The sequence below is a fragment of the Sphingobium sp. TA15 genome (assembly GCF_037101235.1).
Lineage (GTDB): Bacteria > Pseudomonadota > Alphaproteobacteria > Sphingomonadales > Sphingomonadaceae > Sphingobium > Sphingobium indicum.
The window spans coordinates 1,619,215-1,635,730 of record NZ_AP025355.1; the positions used below are offsets into that span (position 1 = coordinate 1,619,215).

The 16,516-nt window shown below is 65.8% G+C and carries 15 protein-coding genes; 4 read left to right on the forward strand and 11 right to left on the reverse strand.

From position 1 onward, the window contains the following. Nucleotides 1-69 precede the first annotated feature (69 nt). Nucleotides 70-309 (reverse strand): hypothetical protein, encoded by a 240-nt coding sequence (locus Sj15T_RS08050; protein WP_007688204.1) that lies wholly within the window; start codon nt 307-309, stop codon nt 70-72. 300 nt (nt 310-609) lie between these two features. Further along, a complete protein-coding gene (gene acnA / locus Sj15T_RS08055) occupies nt 610-3,279 on the reverse strand; it encodes an aconitate hydratase AcnA (protein ID WP_013040561.1) in 2,670 nt (889 codons plus the stop codon). A gap of 414 nt (nt 3,280-3,693) precedes the next feature. Here acnA and Sj15T_RS08060 point away from each other — a divergent pair, with 414 nt between their 5' ends. Continuing rightward, entirely contained in the window at nt 3,694-3,957 is a 264-nt protein-coding gene (locus tag Sj15T_RS08060) for a hypothetical protein (protein ID WP_007688207.1), read from the forward strand. Between the two features lie 19 nt (nt 3,958-3,976). Here the strand turns inward: Sj15T_RS08060 and Sj15T_RS08065 are convergent, their stop codons facing one another. The 5 genes from Sj15T_RS08065 to Sj15T_RS08085 all read right to left on the reverse strand — a co-directional run bounded on the left by Sj15T_RS08065 (nt 3,977) and on the right by Sj15T_RS08085 (nt 8,178). After that, nucleotides 3,977-4,177, reverse strand: coding sequence for a DUF5818 domain-containing protein (locus Sj15T_RS08065; protein WP_007688209.1), 201 nt, complete (start codon nt 4,175-4,177; stop codon nt 3,977-3,979). 3 nt (nt 4,178-4,180) lie between these two features. Further along, a complete protein-coding gene (locus tag Sj15T_RS08070) occupies nt 4,181-4,369 on the reverse strand; it encodes a DUF1328 domain-containing protein (protein WP_007688211.1) in 189 nt (62 codons plus the stop codon). A 77-nt stretch (nt 4,370-4,446) separates the two neighbouring features. After that, nucleotides 4,447-5,436, reverse strand: a complete 990-nt coding sequence (locus Sj15T_RS08075; protein ID WP_013040562.1) for a copper resistance protein B — start codon at nt 5,434-5,436, stop codon at nt 4,447-4,449. Next, nucleotides 5,433-7,136 (reverse strand): copper resistance system multicopper oxidase, encoded by a 1,704-nt coding sequence (locus tag Sj15T_RS08080; RefSeq protein WP_013040563.1) that lies wholly within the window; start codon nt 7,134-7,136, stop codon nt 5,433-5,435. The genes Sj15T_RS08075 and Sj15T_RS08080 overlap by 4 nt, the downstream gene beginning before the upstream one ends. A 43-nt stretch (nt 7,137-7,179) precedes the next feature. Continuing rightward, nucleotides 7,180-8,178: a D-glycerate dehydrogenase gene (locus tag Sj15T_RS08085; RefSeq protein ID WP_013040564.1), complete on the reverse strand. Its 999-nt coding sequence runs from the start codon at nt 8,176-8,178 to the stop codon at nt 7,180-7,182. A 118-nt stretch (nt 8,179-8,296) separates the two neighbouring features. Between Sj15T_RS08085 and Sj15T_RS08090 the strand changes: the two genes are divergently transcribed. Then, the gene (locus Sj15T_RS08090) at nt 8,297-8,767 is read left to right on the forward strand and encodes an SH3 domain-containing protein (protein ID WP_013040565.1); all 471 of its coding nucleotides are present in this window, start codon (nt 8,297-8,299) and stop codon (nt 8,765-8,767) included. A 7-nt stretch (nt 8,768-8,774) separates the two neighbouring features. Here the strand turns inward: Sj15T_RS08090 and Sj15T_RS08095 are convergent, their stop codons facing one another. Further along, entirely contained in the window at nt 8,775-10,295 is a 1,521-nt protein-coding gene (locus Sj15T_RS08095; RefSeq protein ID WP_007688216.1) for a peptide MFS transporter, read from the reverse strand. A gap of 139 nt (nt 10,296-10,434) precedes the next feature. Between Sj15T_RS08095 and Sj15T_RS08100 the strand changes: the two genes are divergently transcribed. Continuing rightward, complete coding sequence (locus Sj15T_RS08100; protein WP_013040566.1) at nt 10,435-11,013, forward strand: nitroreductase; 579 nt, start codon at nt 10,435-10,437, stop codon at nt 11,011-11,013. 72 nt (nt 11,014-11,085) lie between these two features. Beyond that, nucleotides 11,086-11,430 carry a GntR family transcriptional regulator gene (locus Sj15T_RS08105; protein WP_007688218.1) on the forward strand — a complete coding sequence of 115 codons (345 nt, stop codon included), beginning with the start codon at nt 11,086-11,088 and terminating at the stop codon, nt 11,428-11,430. A 196-nt stretch (nt 11,431-11,626) separates the two neighbouring features. On the opposite strand, the gene prsR is transcribed toward Sj15T_RS08105, so the two are convergent. From prsR to Sj15T_RS08120, 3 genes are read right to left on the reverse strand one after another with little or no spacing between them, the layout of a single operon-like run. Then, a complete protein-coding gene (gene prsR / locus Sj15T_RS08110; protein WP_007688219.1) occupies nt 11,627-12,991 on the reverse strand; it encodes a PEP-CTERM-box response regulator transcription factor in 1,365 nt (454 codons plus the stop codon). Then, a complete protein-coding gene (prsK, locus tag Sj15T_RS08115) occupies nt 12,991-15,060 on the reverse strand; it encodes an XrtA/PEP-CTERM system histidine kinase PrsK (protein WP_013040567.1) in 2,070 nt (689 codons plus the stop codon). The genes prsR and prsK overlap by 1 nt, the downstream gene beginning before the upstream one ends. Beyond that, complete coding sequence (locus Sj15T_RS08120; protein ID WP_013040568.1) at nt 15,057-16,445, reverse strand: TIGR03013 family XrtA/PEP-CTERM system glycosyltransferase; 1,389 nt, start codon at nt 16,443-16,445, stop codon at nt 15,057-15,059. Before Sj15T_RS08120 ends, prsK begins: the two co-directional genes overlap by 4 nt. Between the last annotated feature and the right edge of the window lie 71 nt (nt 16,446-16,516).

Below are 16,516 nucleotides of genomic sequence, written 5' to 3' on the forward strand. Positions count from 1 at the left end.
CTACCATCCTGGTAGCCAAAGGGAGCGCGACCAGCCACCCCAGCCTTTCTTGGGCTAATGAAATGGGGGCTATTGGCGGGCGATGCGCATCAATGCGGCGGTGCCTATGCCGAGCCAGATGATGTTGAGCACCATCGACGGAATGGCGCCATGCCACCATGTGTTGAGGATGAACAGCGCCGAGCCGAGGGCGTTCATCCATTGAAACAGGGCCGACTTGCCGGAGACATGCCCGCTCGACACGAGCAGATAGGCGCCCAATATCAAGAGCGCGCCCAGCCAGCCGGCGATTTCGACAAGGATCGGCAATCCATCCTCCGAGGGCAAAATGATGATAGGGCCTGGTTGGGGCGGGGCTTGATTGGGGATTTGGGTGGTTTGCCGCCACTCCTCCTTTCGTCACCCCGGGCTAGACCCGGGGTCCCGCTGCCTTGGACGAGGCGCGTATTCAGAAAGAAAGCGGGACCCCGGGTCAAGCCCGGTGTGACGGGGGGATGTCAGCAATGGCCGGAACATCCGCGACTTTGCGATTTCGCTGCTTTTCTCCGAAGAAAAAGGGCTCCCTCCTCATGGAGAGAGCCCCCTTTCCCGTCAGCATGCGTCGGCCGTTCAGGCGGCCAGCTTGCGCAGCACATATTGAAGGATGCCGCCGTTCAGGAAGTAATCCAGTTCGTTGACGGTATCGATGCGGCAGAGCGCGGTGAAGGTGAAGGTCGAGCCGTCGGCGCGCTTCACGATCACCTCGACATCCTGGCGGGGCTTCAGGCCGGCGACATTCTGGATGGTGAAGGTCTCGTCGCCCGTCAGGCCGAACGTGTCCTTGTTCTGGCCGTCCTTGAACTGGAGCGGCAGCACGCCCATGCCGACCAGGTTCGAACGGTGGATGCGCTCGAAGCTTTCGACGATGACCGAGCGGACGCCGAGCAGGTTCGTGCCCTTCGCCGCCCAGTCGCGCGACGATCCGGTGCCATATTCCTTGCCGCCGATGACGACCAGCGGAGTGCCGTCCGCCTTGTGCTTCATCGCCGCGTCGTAGATCGGCATGACTTCGCCTTCATAGCGGGTCATGCCGCCCTCGACGCCGTCCAGCATCAGGTTCTTGATGCGGATATTGGCGAAGGTGCCGCGCATCATGACTTCGTGATGGCCGCGGCGCGCGCCGTAGCTGTTGAAGTCGGCCTGCGCCACCTGGCGCTCCTGCAACCACTTGCCGGCAGGGCTGGTCGCCTTGATCGAACCGGCCGGGGAAATATGGTCGGTGGTGATCGAGTCGCCGAAGATCGCCAGCGGCTTGGCCTCGACGATGTCGGTGACCGGCTTCGGGGTCATGGTCAGCCCCTCGAAATAGGGCGGGTTGGCGACATAGGTGGAACCGGCGCGCCAGCTGTAGGTGTCCGAACCCGTGACGTCGATCGCCTGCCAGTGGGCGTCACCCTTGTAGACGTTGGCGTAGCGCGCCTGGAACATCTGGCGGTCCATGCAGCCCGCCATGGTCGATGCAACCTCGTCGTTGCTGGGCCAGATGTCCTTCAGGAACACCTGCTGACCGTCCTTGCCGGTGCCGATCGGCGTGGTGATGAAGTCTTCGACCACCGTGCCCTTCAGCGCATAGGCGACGACCAGCGGCGGGCTGGCCAGGAAGTTGGCGCGCACGTCGGGCGACACGCGGCCTTCGAAGTTGCGGTTGCCGGAGATGACGGCGGCGGCGACCAGACCGTTTTCGTTGATCGCCTTGCTGATCGGCTCGGCCAGCGGGCCGCTATTGCCGATGCAGGTGGTGCAGCCATAGCCGACCAGGTTGAAGCCCACGGCGTCGAGATGCGACTGGAGGCCGGCCCTTTCCAGATAGTCGGTGACGACCTGCGAACCCGGCGCCAGCGAGGTCTTGACCCAGGGCTTGGGCTTCAGGCCCAGTTCGTTCGCCTTCTTGGCGACGAGGCCGGCGGCGACCAGCACGCCGGGGTTCGACGTGTTGGTGCAGCTCGTGATCGCGGCGATGGTGACGTCGCCGTCACCGATGTCGAAATCCTTGCCCTCGACCGGAACGCGCTGCTGCGCCTTCTTGTAGACATTCGCCATGTCGGCGTTGAACACGTCGTCCACTTCGGGCAGCGAAACGCGGTCCTGCGGGCGCTTCGGGCCAGCAAGGCTGGGGACGACGGTGGAAAGGTCCAGTTCCAGCGTGTCGGTGAAGATCGGCTCGACCGACGGATCGATCCAGAAGCCCTGCTCCTTCGCATAGGCTTCGACCAGCGCGATATTCTCCTCGGTGCGGCCGGTCAGGCGCATATAGTCCAGCGTCTTGTCGTCGATGCCGAAGAAGCCGCAGGTCGCGCCATATTCCGGCGCCATGTTGGCCAGCGTCGCGCGGTCGGCCAGCGACAGGGTGGCGAGGCCGGGGCCGAAATATTCGACGAAGCGGCCAACCACGCCGCGGGCGCGCAGCATCTGGGTGCAGGTGAGGACGAGGTCGGTGGCGGTGACGCCTTCCTTGAGTTCGCCGGTGAAGCGGAAGCCGACGACTTCGGGGATGAGCATGGAGACCGGCTGGCCCAGCATCGCGGCCTCAGCCTCGATGCCGCCCACGCCCCAGCCCAGCACGCCCAGGCCGTTGATCATGGTGGTGTGGCTGTCGGTGCCGACGCAGGTGTCGGGATAGGCGACGGTGACGCCGTCCGGACCTTCGCTCGACCAGACGCCCTGCGCGATATTTTCCAGATTGACCTGATGGCAGATGCCGGTGCCCGGGGGGACGGCATAGAAGTTGTTGAGCGACTTCGAACCCCATTTCAGGAAGTCGTAGCGCTCCATATTGCGCTGATACTCGATTTCCACATTCTGTTCGAACGCCTTGGGCGTGCCGAATTCGTCGACCATGACCGAGTGGTCGATGACCAGATGGACAGGAACCTGCGGGTTGATCTTGCTGGCGTCGGCGCCCAGCGCATTCATCGCGTCGCGCATGGCGGCGAGGTCGACCACGCAGGGAACGCCGGTGAAGTCCTGCAGCAGCACGCGGGCGGGGCGATACTGGATCTCGCGTTCCGCTTTGCCCTTGTCATTCTGCCAGTCGACGATCGCCTGGATGTCGTCGGTGGTCACGGTGACGCCATCCTCGAAGCGGAGCAGGTTTTCCAGCAGCACCTTCATCGAGAAGGGAAGCCGCGAAACGTCGCCCAGCTTGGCGGCGGCCTTCTTCAACGAATAATAGGCGATGTCCTTGCCGCCGACCTTCAAAAGGTCGCGCGTGCCGAGTGTGTCCTGTCCGATGGCGGTCATGAGTCGTGCGTCTCCTCGCAGATGCCCGGCCAGGAGCAGGCAGGATGACGCTATTCCACCAGGGGCTCGCCGGACGGCGAGAAAAGACCGGACGGCAAGGTGGCGGGATGCGCCCCAACTCACGGCCGAAGCGGATATGTCCCGATGCGCGCCGCCATAGCGCCTGCGCGCCTCAAGTCAAATGCGAAGCCGCGAAATGGCGCGGTTCCCGCGAATCTTTCTTGTAGACGGCATCGTCCGGGGCGGGATACATTGGGTTGCAGCCGCGTTCTGGTGCAAGGAGCGCGCTTTGCAGAGATGATAAGGGTCGCTCGCTCTGACGTTCGTCGTTGCATCCATGCTGATGTGAAGCTCGGGGGGAAATTTCCGAATTTTGCGTCGATGCCGAGATATATGTCTGAGGAGGAAGAGACGATGCGCCCAGATTCGCTCGCGACCGGCAGGTCTTTCGACCCGGCCTTAAGGGGTTACATCATCCATTATCATCCGGGGGAAGCCAATCACTGCCCCAGTTGCGGCCGCAGCCAGTGGATGGTCGGGCGGCTGATGGCGGAATGCGCCTATTGCGAAACGGCCCTGCCGCTGGAGAATAATCGGGGCGTGGGCGCCTGCGCGCGCTTCGTCAGCACGCATGACGTCATGGCGTCGGGCGATCCCCGCGAATCGACCTATCCCTGATCGGGAAGGCCGCGCGCCGTCAGGCCGCGGCCACTCCCTCCACCTCCACTATGCCGTCCCCGGCATAATAGCCCTGCACCCGCACCCGCTTTTCCACATGGTCGACGGGCACGCGCAGCAGCACCAGGCGGAAACTGCCGCCCAGATCGCGCTGGAGCAGGAAGCCCGCCTGGTCGCGGACCAGCCGCCCGGTCTCATCCACTCCAGCACCGATCATCATGAGTCAGCGATCTATCGCGTTCTTGATCCCCTTGCCAGCCATCAGGCCAAGCACGAGGAAGATGACGAACAATGCGATCGCCAGCACGAACAGGAACTTCGCGATGCCCACGAAGGTGCCCGCCGCGCCGCCGAAGCCCAATATGGCCAGCACGGCGGCGATCACGAGCGAAATGATGGCCAGACGGATCATGCGACACTCCTTCCGTTGAAAGACCTGCATTTCCCAACGGATGGGGGGACCGGCGGTTCCTGTGCCCGGTCGAGAGGTCAGAACCAGAAGCGCACGCCCATCACCAGGCTGGTCGCGGACGCCCGCGCCCCTTGGGCGCGGGCGAAGCGGGCGGTTTCGCCCAGTTTTCTCTCCCAATTCACGCCGACATAGGGCGCGAACTCCCGCGCGAATTCATAGCGCAGCCGCAATCCCAGTTCGACGTCCGACAGGCCCGAACCGATGCCGAGTTCCGGCACGTCCTGCGCCGCGATGTCGATTTCCGCCGCCGGTTGCAGGATCAGGCGCTGGGTGATGCGCTGGTCATAGCTGCCCTCCAGCCGCAAATGCGCGTCGCCCTTGTCGGAGAGAAAGGCCTGCGCGCCGACCTCGAACCAATAGGGGGCAAGGCCGTCGATGCCCACCACCGCATAGGTCCGTTGCGGGCCGGGGCGAATGTCGTGGCGGACGCCGGCCTCCAGGTTGAACCAGGGATCGATCGCCCGGCTGTAAAGCGCCTGCACTTCCGCCCTTTCCAGCGGGCCGCCGAAATCGCCCTCCCCCTCCGTCTTGAAGGCGAAGCGGTTGAGGTCGCCGCCGACCCAGCCTTCCCCTTCCCAATGATAGGCGTCGGCGCCCCTGCCCATGCGATATTCCAGCCGGTCGAGCATGAGGCGGGAGAAGGTCATGCCGCCGCTTTCCCTGAGCATGGCGGCGCGGGCGCGCGCCATTTCCGCGGGGTCGTAAAAGGCTTCGGCGGCATGATCGGTCGGCGCGGGAGGCGCGACGCCTGCCGGCACGCCCGCATCGGGCGCGGGCAGGCCGTGGCCGGCATGGGGGTTTCCGGCAGCGGGCTGATGGTCGCCATGGTCCTGCGGCCGATCCATGCCGTCATGGTTCATCCGGCCATGATCCATCTGGCCATGATCCATCTGGCCGTGATCCGTCTGGCCGTGATCTGTCTGGCCATGACCGGCATGTTCCTGCGCTCCGGCCGGAAAGGCTGCGGTAACGAGCGACAGCAGCGCTGCAAACGCCAGCGCCTTCATGCCGCGTCCGCCGCATGCCGAACGGTCACGACGCGCATCATCCCTGCATGCATGTGCATCAGCATATGGCAGTGAAAGGCCCAATCGCCCAGCGCGTCTGCCGTAAGGTCGAAGCTCACTTTCCCTCCGGGCAGCACGTTCACCGTATGCTTGAGCGGATTATGGTCGCCGGCGCCGGTCACAAGCTCGAAGAAATGGCCGTGCAGATGGATCGGGTGCGGCATCATCGTGTCGTTGATCAGGTTCACCCGCACCCGCTCCATATGGCGGAAGGCGATGGGTTCGGCCCCGTCGGACAGCTTCACCCCGTCGAAGGACCACATGTAGCGCTCCATGTTCGCGGTCAGGTGGATGTCCAGCGTGCGGGTCGGCGCGCGCCTGTCGCTGTTCGGCTCAAGCGATTTCAGGTCGGCATAGGTCAGCACCCGATGCTCGACGCTCTCCAGCCCCGTGGGCCGGTCGGCGGTCCGGTCCACCGGCATGGGGGAGAGGGTGGCGACGCCCGGTCCCATCTTCACCTGCGGCGCGACGGACGGGTCGCGCATCTTCATGGAATGTCCGGGCATATCCCCCATGCCGGACATGTCCATGCCCATGTCCTTCATGCCCAGCAGCGGCCTTTCGCGCAGCGCGGGCACGTCCGCCGCCATGCCGATCCGGGGCGCCAGGGTCGCCCGCACCAGTCCGGAGCGGTCTATCGCCTCCGCGATCAGGGCATAGGGCTTCGCTTCGGTGGGCCGCACCACCACATCATAGGTCTCCGCGATGCCGATCTGGATCTCGTCGGTCTCCACCGGCTGGACATGCTGGCCGTCGCACTGCACCACCGTCATCGGCAGTCCCGGCAGGCGCAGGTTGAAATTGGTCATGGCGGCCGCATTGACGATGCGCAGCCGCACCCGCTCGCCAGGCGTGAAGAGTCCTGTCCAGTTCTCCGCCGTGCCATGGCCGTTCGCCAGGAAGCTGTAGGTCGAGCCGGTGACGTCGGATATGTCGGTCGGGTCCATGCGCATGGCGCCCCATTGAAGGCGCTCCTTCGCGTTCTGGTCCTTGCCCGCAAGCAGGCCCGACAAGGTCTGCTTCTGCATGTTGAAATAGCCGCCCATCTGCTTCAGCCGCCGCAGCAGGACATGCGGGTGAACCGGACTCCAGTCCGACAGAATGACGACATGCTCGCGCTCCGCCTGCACGGGGTCCGGCCCGGCGGGGTCGATCACGATCGGTCCATAATGGCCCATCGCCTCCTGCATTCCAGAATGGCTGTGATACCAGTAGGTGCCCGACTGGCGGACCGGAAATTCATAGGTGAAGGTCTCGCCCGGGCGGATGCCGGGAAAGCTGATCCCCGGCACCCCGTCCATCTGGAACGGCACGATCAGGCCGTGCCAGTGGATCGACGTGTCCTCCCGCAGGCGATTGGTGACGGACAGCCGGACATTCTGCCCTTCCCTCAAGCGGATGAGCGGCGCAGGCAGCGTGCCGTTGATCATCACCGCGTGGCCCGAACGCCCGCCGGTCGAAAAATGCCCCTCCGCCACGGTCAGCGCGATGGTCTCGCCGCTCAGCGCTCCGGGAGCCAGGGACAGGCCCGCCGTTCCGCTCTGCGCCCAGGCGGGAAAAATCCGGCTGAGGGCCAGCGCGCCGCCCCACCCGCAAAGGCTGCGGAAAAGGCTGCGGCGATCGACATCGGAAAGGGTCATGCAGGACTCTGAAATCTAGGTTGTTCCGCTATGGCCGGCCTGCTCAGACCCAGCCTTCCAGCACCTGGTTGGGCGGCCGGTGTCCGTCCACCCAGCTTCTGATATTGGCGATCACCCGCGCCCCGGTCGCGTCGCGCCCCTCGATCGTCGCGGACCCCATATGCGGCAGCAGCACGACGTTGGAAAGGTCCAGCAGCCGGGGATCGACCGCCGGTTCATGGGTATAGACGTCCAGCCCCGCCCCGGCGATCCGCCCTTCGGCCAGCGCCGCGATCAGCGCCGGTTCGTCCGTGATCTCTGCCCGCGAGGTGTTGATAAGATAGGCGTCGGACCGCATCAGCGCTATCCGCCGGACGTCGATCATCCCGCGGCTGTCGGCGTTGAGCGGACAGTGGATCGACACGATATCGCTTCCCGCCAGCAGGGAATCGAGGTCGCCATGCCAATGCGCCTGCAATTCCTGCTCCACCTCGAAGGGCAGGCGGTGGCGGTTGTGATAGGCGATGGACAGGCCGAAGGCGGCGGCGCGGCGGGCCACGGCGCGACCGATGCGGCCCATGCCGATGATGCCCAGCCTCTTCCCGCCGATGCGGTGGCCCAGCATGCCCGACGGGCTCCAGCCCGTCCACGCGCCGGACCGCACCAGCTTCTCCCCCTCCGCCAGGCGGCGCGGCACCGACAGGATCAGCGCCATGGTCATGTCGGCGGTATCCTCCGTCAGCACGCCGGGCGTGTTGGTGACGATGATCCCCTTCTGCCGCGTGGCATGGAGGTCGATATGGTCGACGCCGCTGCCGAAGCTGGCGATGAGTTGCAACCTCTCCGGCGCGGCCTCGATCAGCGCGGCGTCGAGATGGTCGGTGACGGAGGGCACCAGCACGTCGCACTGCGCCATGGCGCGGGTCAGCGCGGCCCGGTCCATCGGCACGTCGCCGATGTTGAAGACGGTGTCGAACAGTTCGGCCATGCGCGCCTCGACATTGGGAGGCAGGCGGCGCGTGACGATGACGCGCGGCGTGGCGGGGCGCGGTTTCTTGGCCATATCCGGCCGCTATTCCCCGGGAGCACGATGGTCAAGCGCTTATCCATATCCGCAAGAGAGCGGTTGTCGCTGACGGCCGCGAACGGCTATGGTCGGAGGGTCAGACGATGGGGACGATATGAGCATGAAGGGCTATCTGGGCGCGGGCATGGTGGCGGCGCTGTGCTGGACGGGCGGGGCATGGGCCGCGCCTGCGAAGCCGGTGCCCTATTGGGCTTCGCTGACGCAGGAGGAGGCGCGCATGCGCGTCGGCCCCAGCCTGGATTACCCGTCCAACTGGGTCTATCGCCGCCGCGACCTGCCGGTGAAGGTGGTGCAGGTGCTGGGCCTGTGGCGCAAGGTGGAGGATCCGAGCGGCACGCAGGGCTGGATGCATGTGCGCCTGCTGAGCGACACGCCGACCGCCATCGTCACCGCCGACATCGCGCCGATGCGCGATTCCCCCAGTGAAGACGGCCGCGCCCTGTTCCGCGCTCAGAAGGGCGTGGTGGGACGGCTTTCCTCCTGCGGCAAGGGCTGGTGCGCCTTCGACGTCGGCGGGCAGAAGGGCTTTGTCCGCGCCAGCGACATTTGGGGCGCGACGCGGTAGCGCCGCCCTACTCGCCCTCCTCCGCGAAGCGGTCGGCGTGCATCAGCCGCTTCACCAGCGGCGCCAGCGCCATGACGGCCAGTCCCGCGCCGACGGACCACCAGCCGATCGTGCCGTAAACCGCCAGCACGTCGCCGCGGGAGGCGGCTCCGCCCTCCCCGCCCGTGGCCGCGGCGATCAGACCGGCGGCATATTCGCCCAGCGCCATCGCCAGGAACCAGATGCCCATCATCAGGCCGATCATCCGCGACGGCGCCAGTTTCGACATGGCGGACAGGCCGACCGGCGACAGGCAGAGTTCGCCCAGCGTGTGGCAGAGGTAGAGCAGGAAGATGAACAGCACCGGCGTCAGCGTGCCGGGCGCTCCGGTTCCCGCCACCAGGATCAGGAATCCCGCGCCCACCAGCGCCAGCGCGATGCCGAACTTGGCCGGGGTGGAAGGTTCCCATCCCCGCTTCGCCAGCCAGATCCACAGGCCCGCCAGGACCGGGCCGAACATCAATATATAGGCGGCGTTGACCGACTGGAACATCGAGGCGGGGACGTTGAAGCCCCATATGGTGCGGTCCGTATAGCGATCCGTGAACAGGCTGAGCGACGATCCGGTCTGTTCGTAGAGGCCCCAGAAGATCGGGTTGACGACAAGCAGGAACAGCGCCGCCAGCATCCTGTCCCGCCCGATCCGCTCCATCCGGCCAAAGGCTTCCCAGAGGATGTACAGCACGACGGCCGCGCTCGCCGCCGCCAGCATCCAGCCGACGATCACATGGTTCTGGATCAGGAACCAGCACAGCCCGATCGACGCCAGGCTGGAGAGATAGACCAGCCATTCGCGGCTGACGACGCCGCCGACCCGTTCCTTCAGCCGTTCGGGATCGCGGGGTTCGCCCCGACCCTGCAACAGCGGCTTGCACAGCATGAAGCCGATCACCCCCGCGATCATGCCCACCGACGCCGCGCCGAAGCCCCAGTGCCAGCCCCATGTCTGGCCCAGATAGCCGCAGATGATGGGGCCCATGGTCGCGCCCACATTGATGCCCATGTAGAAGATCGTATAGGCCGGGTCGCGCCGCATGTCGTCCCGCGGATAAAGCTGGCCCACCAGCGCCGAAACGCTGGATTTGAGGAAGCCCGTGCCCGTGATCACGGTCGCCAGGCCGAGCCAGAAGAGGCCAAGGCCCATCGCGCCCGCATCGTCGCTTTCCATGCCCAGGACGATATGGCCGATGGCGATCACGACGCCGCCGAACAGCACCGCCTTGCGCTGGCCCAGATAGCGGTCCGCCAGATAGCCGCCCATCAGCGGCGAGATGTAGATCAGCGACATATAGGCGCCATAGGCGTAGCTGGCGTCGCGGTCGGAAAAGAGGAAATGCTGCGTCAGGTAGAAGATCAGCAGCGCGCGCATGCCGTAGAAGGAGAAGCGTTCCCACATCTCCACGAAGAACAGCAGGAACAGCCCGCGCGGATGGCCAAGCCAGGTCTTGCCCATCCCCGCGCCGGCCGCGGTTGAAACTGAGGTCGCCATCCGGCTCCCGATCCTATCTTGTTGCGGGGCCTGCGGAACGCATCCCTTGTCCAGGCCAGCCTAGAGCCCAAACTATTCATCTGTCAAAGAGCGGCCACGCCCCTTGCGCCATGCGCGTTGCCGGGCCATCTGGGCGGCCATGTTCAACGATCGCACTTCGCCCCTCTCGCTCCTCCAGACCCGCCGATCCGGCAAGCCCCGCGACCTGATCGCGCCGGGACCGGACGAAGGCCAGCTTCGCACGATCCTGGAAGTGGCGCAGCGCACGCCCGATCATGGCAAGCTGGCGCCCTGGCGCTTCGTGATCGTGCCGTTGGAAAAGCGGGACGCTCTCGCCGCATTGCTGGAAAATGCCTATCGCGCCGAAAAGCCCGATGCCGGACGGCTGGAGATAGAGGCGATGCACCAGTTCGCGCATCAGGCGCCGACACTGGTCGTCGCGCTTTCCGCGCCGGTCGAGGGCAGCAAGATCCCGCTTTGGGAACAGGAACTGTCGGCGGGCGCGGCGATCATGAACCTGCTCCATGCGGCTCATGCGCTGGGCTTTGCGGGCGGATGGCTGACGGGCTGGCCCAGCTATAACGAGGATGTACGCGCCGCCTTCGCCAAAGCCGGGGAACGGATCGCCGGCTTCGTCTTCATCGGCACGCCGGGACGGGAGCAGGAGGAGCGTCCTCGGCCAGAATATGACAATATAGTTTCCATCTGGGACAGATAGTTGCATGGTTGACACGATATTGCGCAAGGGCGTCGCTTGACCTGACACGCTGTATTATGGCACTGATGCACCATGGCCGACGATTCGAAACCCGTCTATCTCCGCCTTCGGGAGATCATTGCCGCTTCGATACTGGACGGGGAATTTCGCGACGGGGACATGTTGCCCTCTGTGCGCGCCCTGGCCGCGCAGCAGGGCGCCAATCCGCTGACGGTGGCAAAGGCCTATCAATGCTTTCAGGACGACGGGCTGATCGTCGTCAGGCGCGGCGTCGGCATGTTCGTCGCTGACGGCGCGACGCGCCGGTTGCGGGACATGGAGCGGGCGCGGTTCATGGATACGGTCTGGCCGCCGGTGGCGGAGCAGATCAGGCGGCTGGGGATCAGCGCGGCGGATCTGGGAGTCGAGAGGGTTTAAAGGCAGGCCGATTTGGTCGGGTTACCTATTCCTCCCCATCGCTAGATGGGGAGGTGGCAGCGCGAAGCGCTGACGGAGGGAAAAATGCGCAGGTCATGCCATTTCCCCTCCACCACCGCCTTCGGCGGCGTCGAGGAGAGTCACGTGCCTCTCTTCGACCCTCCCCACGCTTCGCGCAGGGAGGATTTAGCGGCGGCTAATTCTGCATCCGATATTGCTTCAGCAGGTCGTAGAGCGTCGGACGGCTGATCCCCAACATCTTCGCCGCGCCTGAGATATTGCCGTCCGTCCGCGCTATCGCCCGGCGGATGGCGCGGCGGTCGGCCATTTCCCGCGCCGCCTTCAGGTTCACGACATCGCCCCCCTCGGCGCGGTCCCCGTCCAGGTCGAGGTCGGCGGCGGTCACATGCTTGCCGTCGGCCATGATGACGGCGCGCTTCATGCGGTTTTCCAACTCGCGCACATTGCCCGGCCAGCCCCAGGCGTCGAGCGCCGCCAGCGCGTCCGGCGCGAGGCCCTTCACCTGCGGATTCATGTCCTTAGCGAAGCGGTTGAGGAAATGCCGCGCCAGCAGCGCCGGATCGCCGGGCCGTTCCCGGAGCGCGGGAATGCGCACCACGATCTCCGCCAGGCGATAATAGAGATCCTCCCGGAACGTGCCCGCCACGATCATCTCCTCCAGATTCTGGTGGGTGGCGCAGACTATCCGCGTGTCGACCGCTATGGGCTGGCGCCCGCCGATCCGTTCGATCACCCGATCCTGCAGGAAACGCAACAGCTTCACCTGCAGGGCCAACGGGATGTCGCCCACTTCGTCGAGGAACAATGTGCCGCCCTGCGCCAGTTCGATCTTGCCGGGCGTGGTCTTGACTGCGCCGGTGAACGCGCCTTTCTCATGCCCGAACAGTTCCGCCTCCAGCAGCGTTTCCGGGATCGCCGCGCAGTTGATCGCGACGAAGGCCCCTTGCCGCCTTGGGCTGGCGTCGTGCAGGCCCTGCGCGAGCAATTCCTTGCCGGTGCCGCTCGCCCCCAGCAGCAGGACGGATACGTCCGCCGCCGCCACCCGCTCTATGGTGCGGGCGACCTTCATCATCTCAGGCGCGGCGGTGATCAGCCGGCCCAGCACTCGCCCCCCTTCCGGCGCGGTTTCGGCGAGGCGGGCATTTTCCCGCTCCAGCGCATGGACATGGAAGGCGCGGCGAACGATCAGCCCCAGTTCGTCGATGTCGACCGGCTTCTGGTAGAAATCATAGGCGCCGCCGGAAATGGCGTGGAGCGCGCTTTCCCGGGCCCCATGGCCGGATGCGACGATAACCTTGGTATCCGGCTTGATGCGCAGGATTTCCTCCAGCGTGGCGAAACCCTCGCTGGTGCCGTCGGGATCGGGCGGCAGGCCCAGGTCCAGCGTCACCACGTCGGGCGCGTGCTCGCGCAGCATCTCTACCGCCTCCTCGCGGTCGCCCGCGATGAAAAGCTGATATTCCTCATAGGCCCAGCGCAACTGCCGTTGCAGGCCCGGATCGTCCTCCACGATCAGCAATTTCGGTCGCATGTCGCTCATCAGGCGGCCTTCCCCCTAAAATCCCCTAGCGCCAAAGGCAGGCGCAATGTGAACCGGCTCCCCGCGCCGGGCTTGCTTTCCACATCGATCCGCCCGCCCATCGCCTGGGCCAGCGCCCGCGCCTCATAGGCGCCGATGCCGAAGCCCCCCGCCTTGCTGGACGAAAAGGGCTTGAACAATTCGCGGCGGATGAATTCGGCGGTCATGCCCCGGCCCCGGTCGATCACCTCCAGCAGAGCGTCGGTCCCGTCGGCGGACAGGCGCAATTCCACCGGGCTGTCCGGATTGCTGGCGTCGATGGCGTTCTGGAGCAGATGGGTGACGATCTGCTCCACCCGCGCCGGATCGGCCAGCACCGGCGGCGCGTGGCCCGTGACGGCTATTGCGTGCTGGCGCGAGCGGGTTCGCGTCACCTGCTCCGCTACATCGCGCAGCGCCATCGGGCGGGGTTCCTCCGCCCGGCCCTTGTTATGCTGCGACAGGCGGGCGAGCATGTCGTTCATCTTGCCCACCGACTCTTTCAGCGTCAGCATCATGTCGGCGCGAAAGTCCGGATTGTCGGCATGCCGCTCCGCATTGCGGGCCAGCAACGAAAGCTGGCTCACCAGATTCTTGACGTCATGGATGATGAAGGCGAAGCGGCGGTTGAATTCCTCGAAACGCTGGGCGTCGTCCAGCGCCTGCTGCCCTTGCGCCTCGCTCAAATAGCTGGCCGCCTGCCGTCCGGCGGCGCGCAGCATGTCGAAATCCTCCCAGTCCAGCCGCCGGTCGATGGGCGGGCGAGCCAGCAGGATCGCGCCGATCAGCCGGCCGAAATGGATCAGCGGCACCAGCGCCCAGGCGCGGCGATCGAGGCTCATCCAGCCGGGGGCGCTGATTTCCCCCGCGCCGTTGGGCGGCCGGTCGATGTCGATGATCCAGCCGCTCTGTTCGATGAGCGCGGCGAGCGGCGCGGGGACGACCGCCCCGTCGGGCCTGTCGCCCTGCCAGTTCCAATGCGTCTCGAACGCCAGAGCGCCATCCTCCGCCCGCAGCATCAGGAGGGCGGCGGGGGAATCGGTTATGTCGGCCACCGCCTTCGCCACGCGCTCTCCCAGCGGCAGGGCGTTGTCGCCGGGGCGGCCTATCGTATCGCCGAATCGCATCCATTCGGTGCGGTAATCATAGCGGTGCTGGAAGAAATGCTTGGCCACCTGCACCTTCCAGAGGGCGCGCAGCCGGCGGGAGGGCAGCAGAACCAGCGCGCTCACCGCCAGGAAGAAGACGCAGCCGATCTCGACCAGCCGGGCATAGGGACCGGCGACTAGTTCCACCAGCACCGCCGTCGCCGCCAGCACCGCGACGTAGAGCGCGATGGCGGCAAGGGAAAGCGACTGGAAGGTCAGGGCGCGCGACAATTGCAGCCGTCCCGCCATGTCGGCGCGCATGCCCGCCCCGATCACCGGCGCCAGCAGCGCCATCATCGGCCCCCTCAGCGCGTAGAGGTCGCTCGCCCGGTCGACGGCGAAGGCGGCGATGGCGTAAAGATTGAGGTCATATGTCCACATCGCCGCCAGCGCGCCCAGCAGCAGCGCCACCCGCTGCCGTTCGCGCACCGGCCAACTGACGTAGAGGTGATGGACCAGCATCAGGCTGCCGATGGCGGTCATCAGGTGCAGCACCAGCGAGGCATGAAGAAGCGCGCGATGCAGGTCGCTCGATGTCGGCAATTGCCGCCAGATGAGGTCCGTGAAGGTCTGGAGCAGGATGATCCCCGCCACGGCGGCGTAGACAGATCCGATCGCCAGCAGCGATTCTCCTCGCGCGGCGCCGTTCCGCCGCAGCAGCGCGAACAGCAGCAGCAGCCAGGCGGCATTGCGGATATTCTCCCCGATGCCGGTCAGCGGCTTGTCGACCCCGCCGAAGGAGACGTAGAGCGACCAGCAGGAGGTGAGCAGCAGCGCGACGGCCAGCGGGCGCTGTTCGGCGCCTTCCTCCCGGCGGCGCAGGGCGAAGATGCCGAGCGCCGCGAACAGCACGGCGGCCAGCGCATGGCCCCAGTCGCCGACGAATTGCAGCAGGCCGCTCACCGCGCCCCCTCCGGCCAGAGGATGACGCGCAGCGTCTGGATCAGGATCAGCAGGTCCAGGAAGGGCGTGTAGTTCTTGGCGTAATAAAGGTCATATTCCAGCTTGTTGCGGGCATCCTCTATCGACGCGCCATAGGGATAGTTGATCTGCGCCCAGCCGGTGATGCCGGGCTTCACCATGTGGCGCTCCGCATAATAGCGCAGATGCTGTTCCAGATCCTCGACGAACTGGCGGCGTTCGGGGCGCGGGCCGACGAAGCTCATCTCCCCCTTCAGCACCGTCCAGGTCTGCGGCAGTTCGTCGATGCGCAGCTTGCGCAGCCAATAGCCCAGGCGGGTGATGCGCGGATCGTCCTTTTCCGCCCAGACGGCCTGGCCGGTCAGTTCCGCGTCCTGCCGCATGGTGCGCAGCTTCACGATCCAGAATTCCTCGCCGTAAAGGCCAACGCGCTGCTGGCGGTAGAAGGCGGGGCCCTTGCTGTCGAGCTTCACCAGTATTGCCGCCAGCAGGATGACGGGGCCGGTCAGCAGCAGCAGGATCGAACTGGCGACGATGTCGAACAGCCGCTTGGCGATGCTGGACAGGCGGCGGCCCGCCGAAAAGCCGTCGGAGAAGATCAGCCAGCTCGGATTCACGCTGTCCAGGTCGACGCGGCCGGTCTCGCGCTCCAGGAAGGTGGAGATTTCGTTCACATGGACGCCGGTGGTCTTGATGCGCAGCAGGTCGCCCAACGGCAGGGCGTTCCGCCGCTCCTCCAGCGCCAGCACCACCTCGCTGGCGGCCAGGCGGACCACGAAATCGGCGAGGTTGTAGATGGCGTTGCGGTTGATCGCTTCCGGGATCACCTGCGCGCCGTCGTTCATCGCGATATAGCCGACGACGAGGAAGCCGGAGCCCTTGCGCTGCTCGATCTCCCGAATGCGGTCGGCGCGATTGCCCGCGCCCAGCACGACCAGCCGCCGCTTGAACGCCTCGCCGCCCAGCATCGACCCCAGGAGGAGGCGGATCGCCAGCAGCAGGGCGATGGCCAGCCCCATGGCGTAGAGCGAATTGGAACGCCAGAGCGTGATGTCGGGCAGCAGGAAATGCATGACCGACAGGAACAGCACGCCCAGCGAGATGGCGACCAGCAGCCGCGCCAGCGCATGGCGGATGGATTGCAGCGATTCCGGGCCGTAGACGCCGACCGCGATCATGGCCGTCTGGATCGCGATGCCGAAACTGAGCAGCGGCGCGATGCGGGTCGCGATATGGTCGACCTCCATGCCGATCTGTCGGGCGCGCAGGAGCCACCCGCCCTCGGCCGCCGCCAGCAGCAGCATGAAGTCCAGCAGGCCGAGCAGCAGGACCGCATAGGGCACATAATGTTTGAACAATCTTATCATTTGTCGCGCGTTCCCGCTGCGCCCGGCGGGCAGGTTATGGCCGGATCAGCTTACAGGCGCTGTAAGGAAAT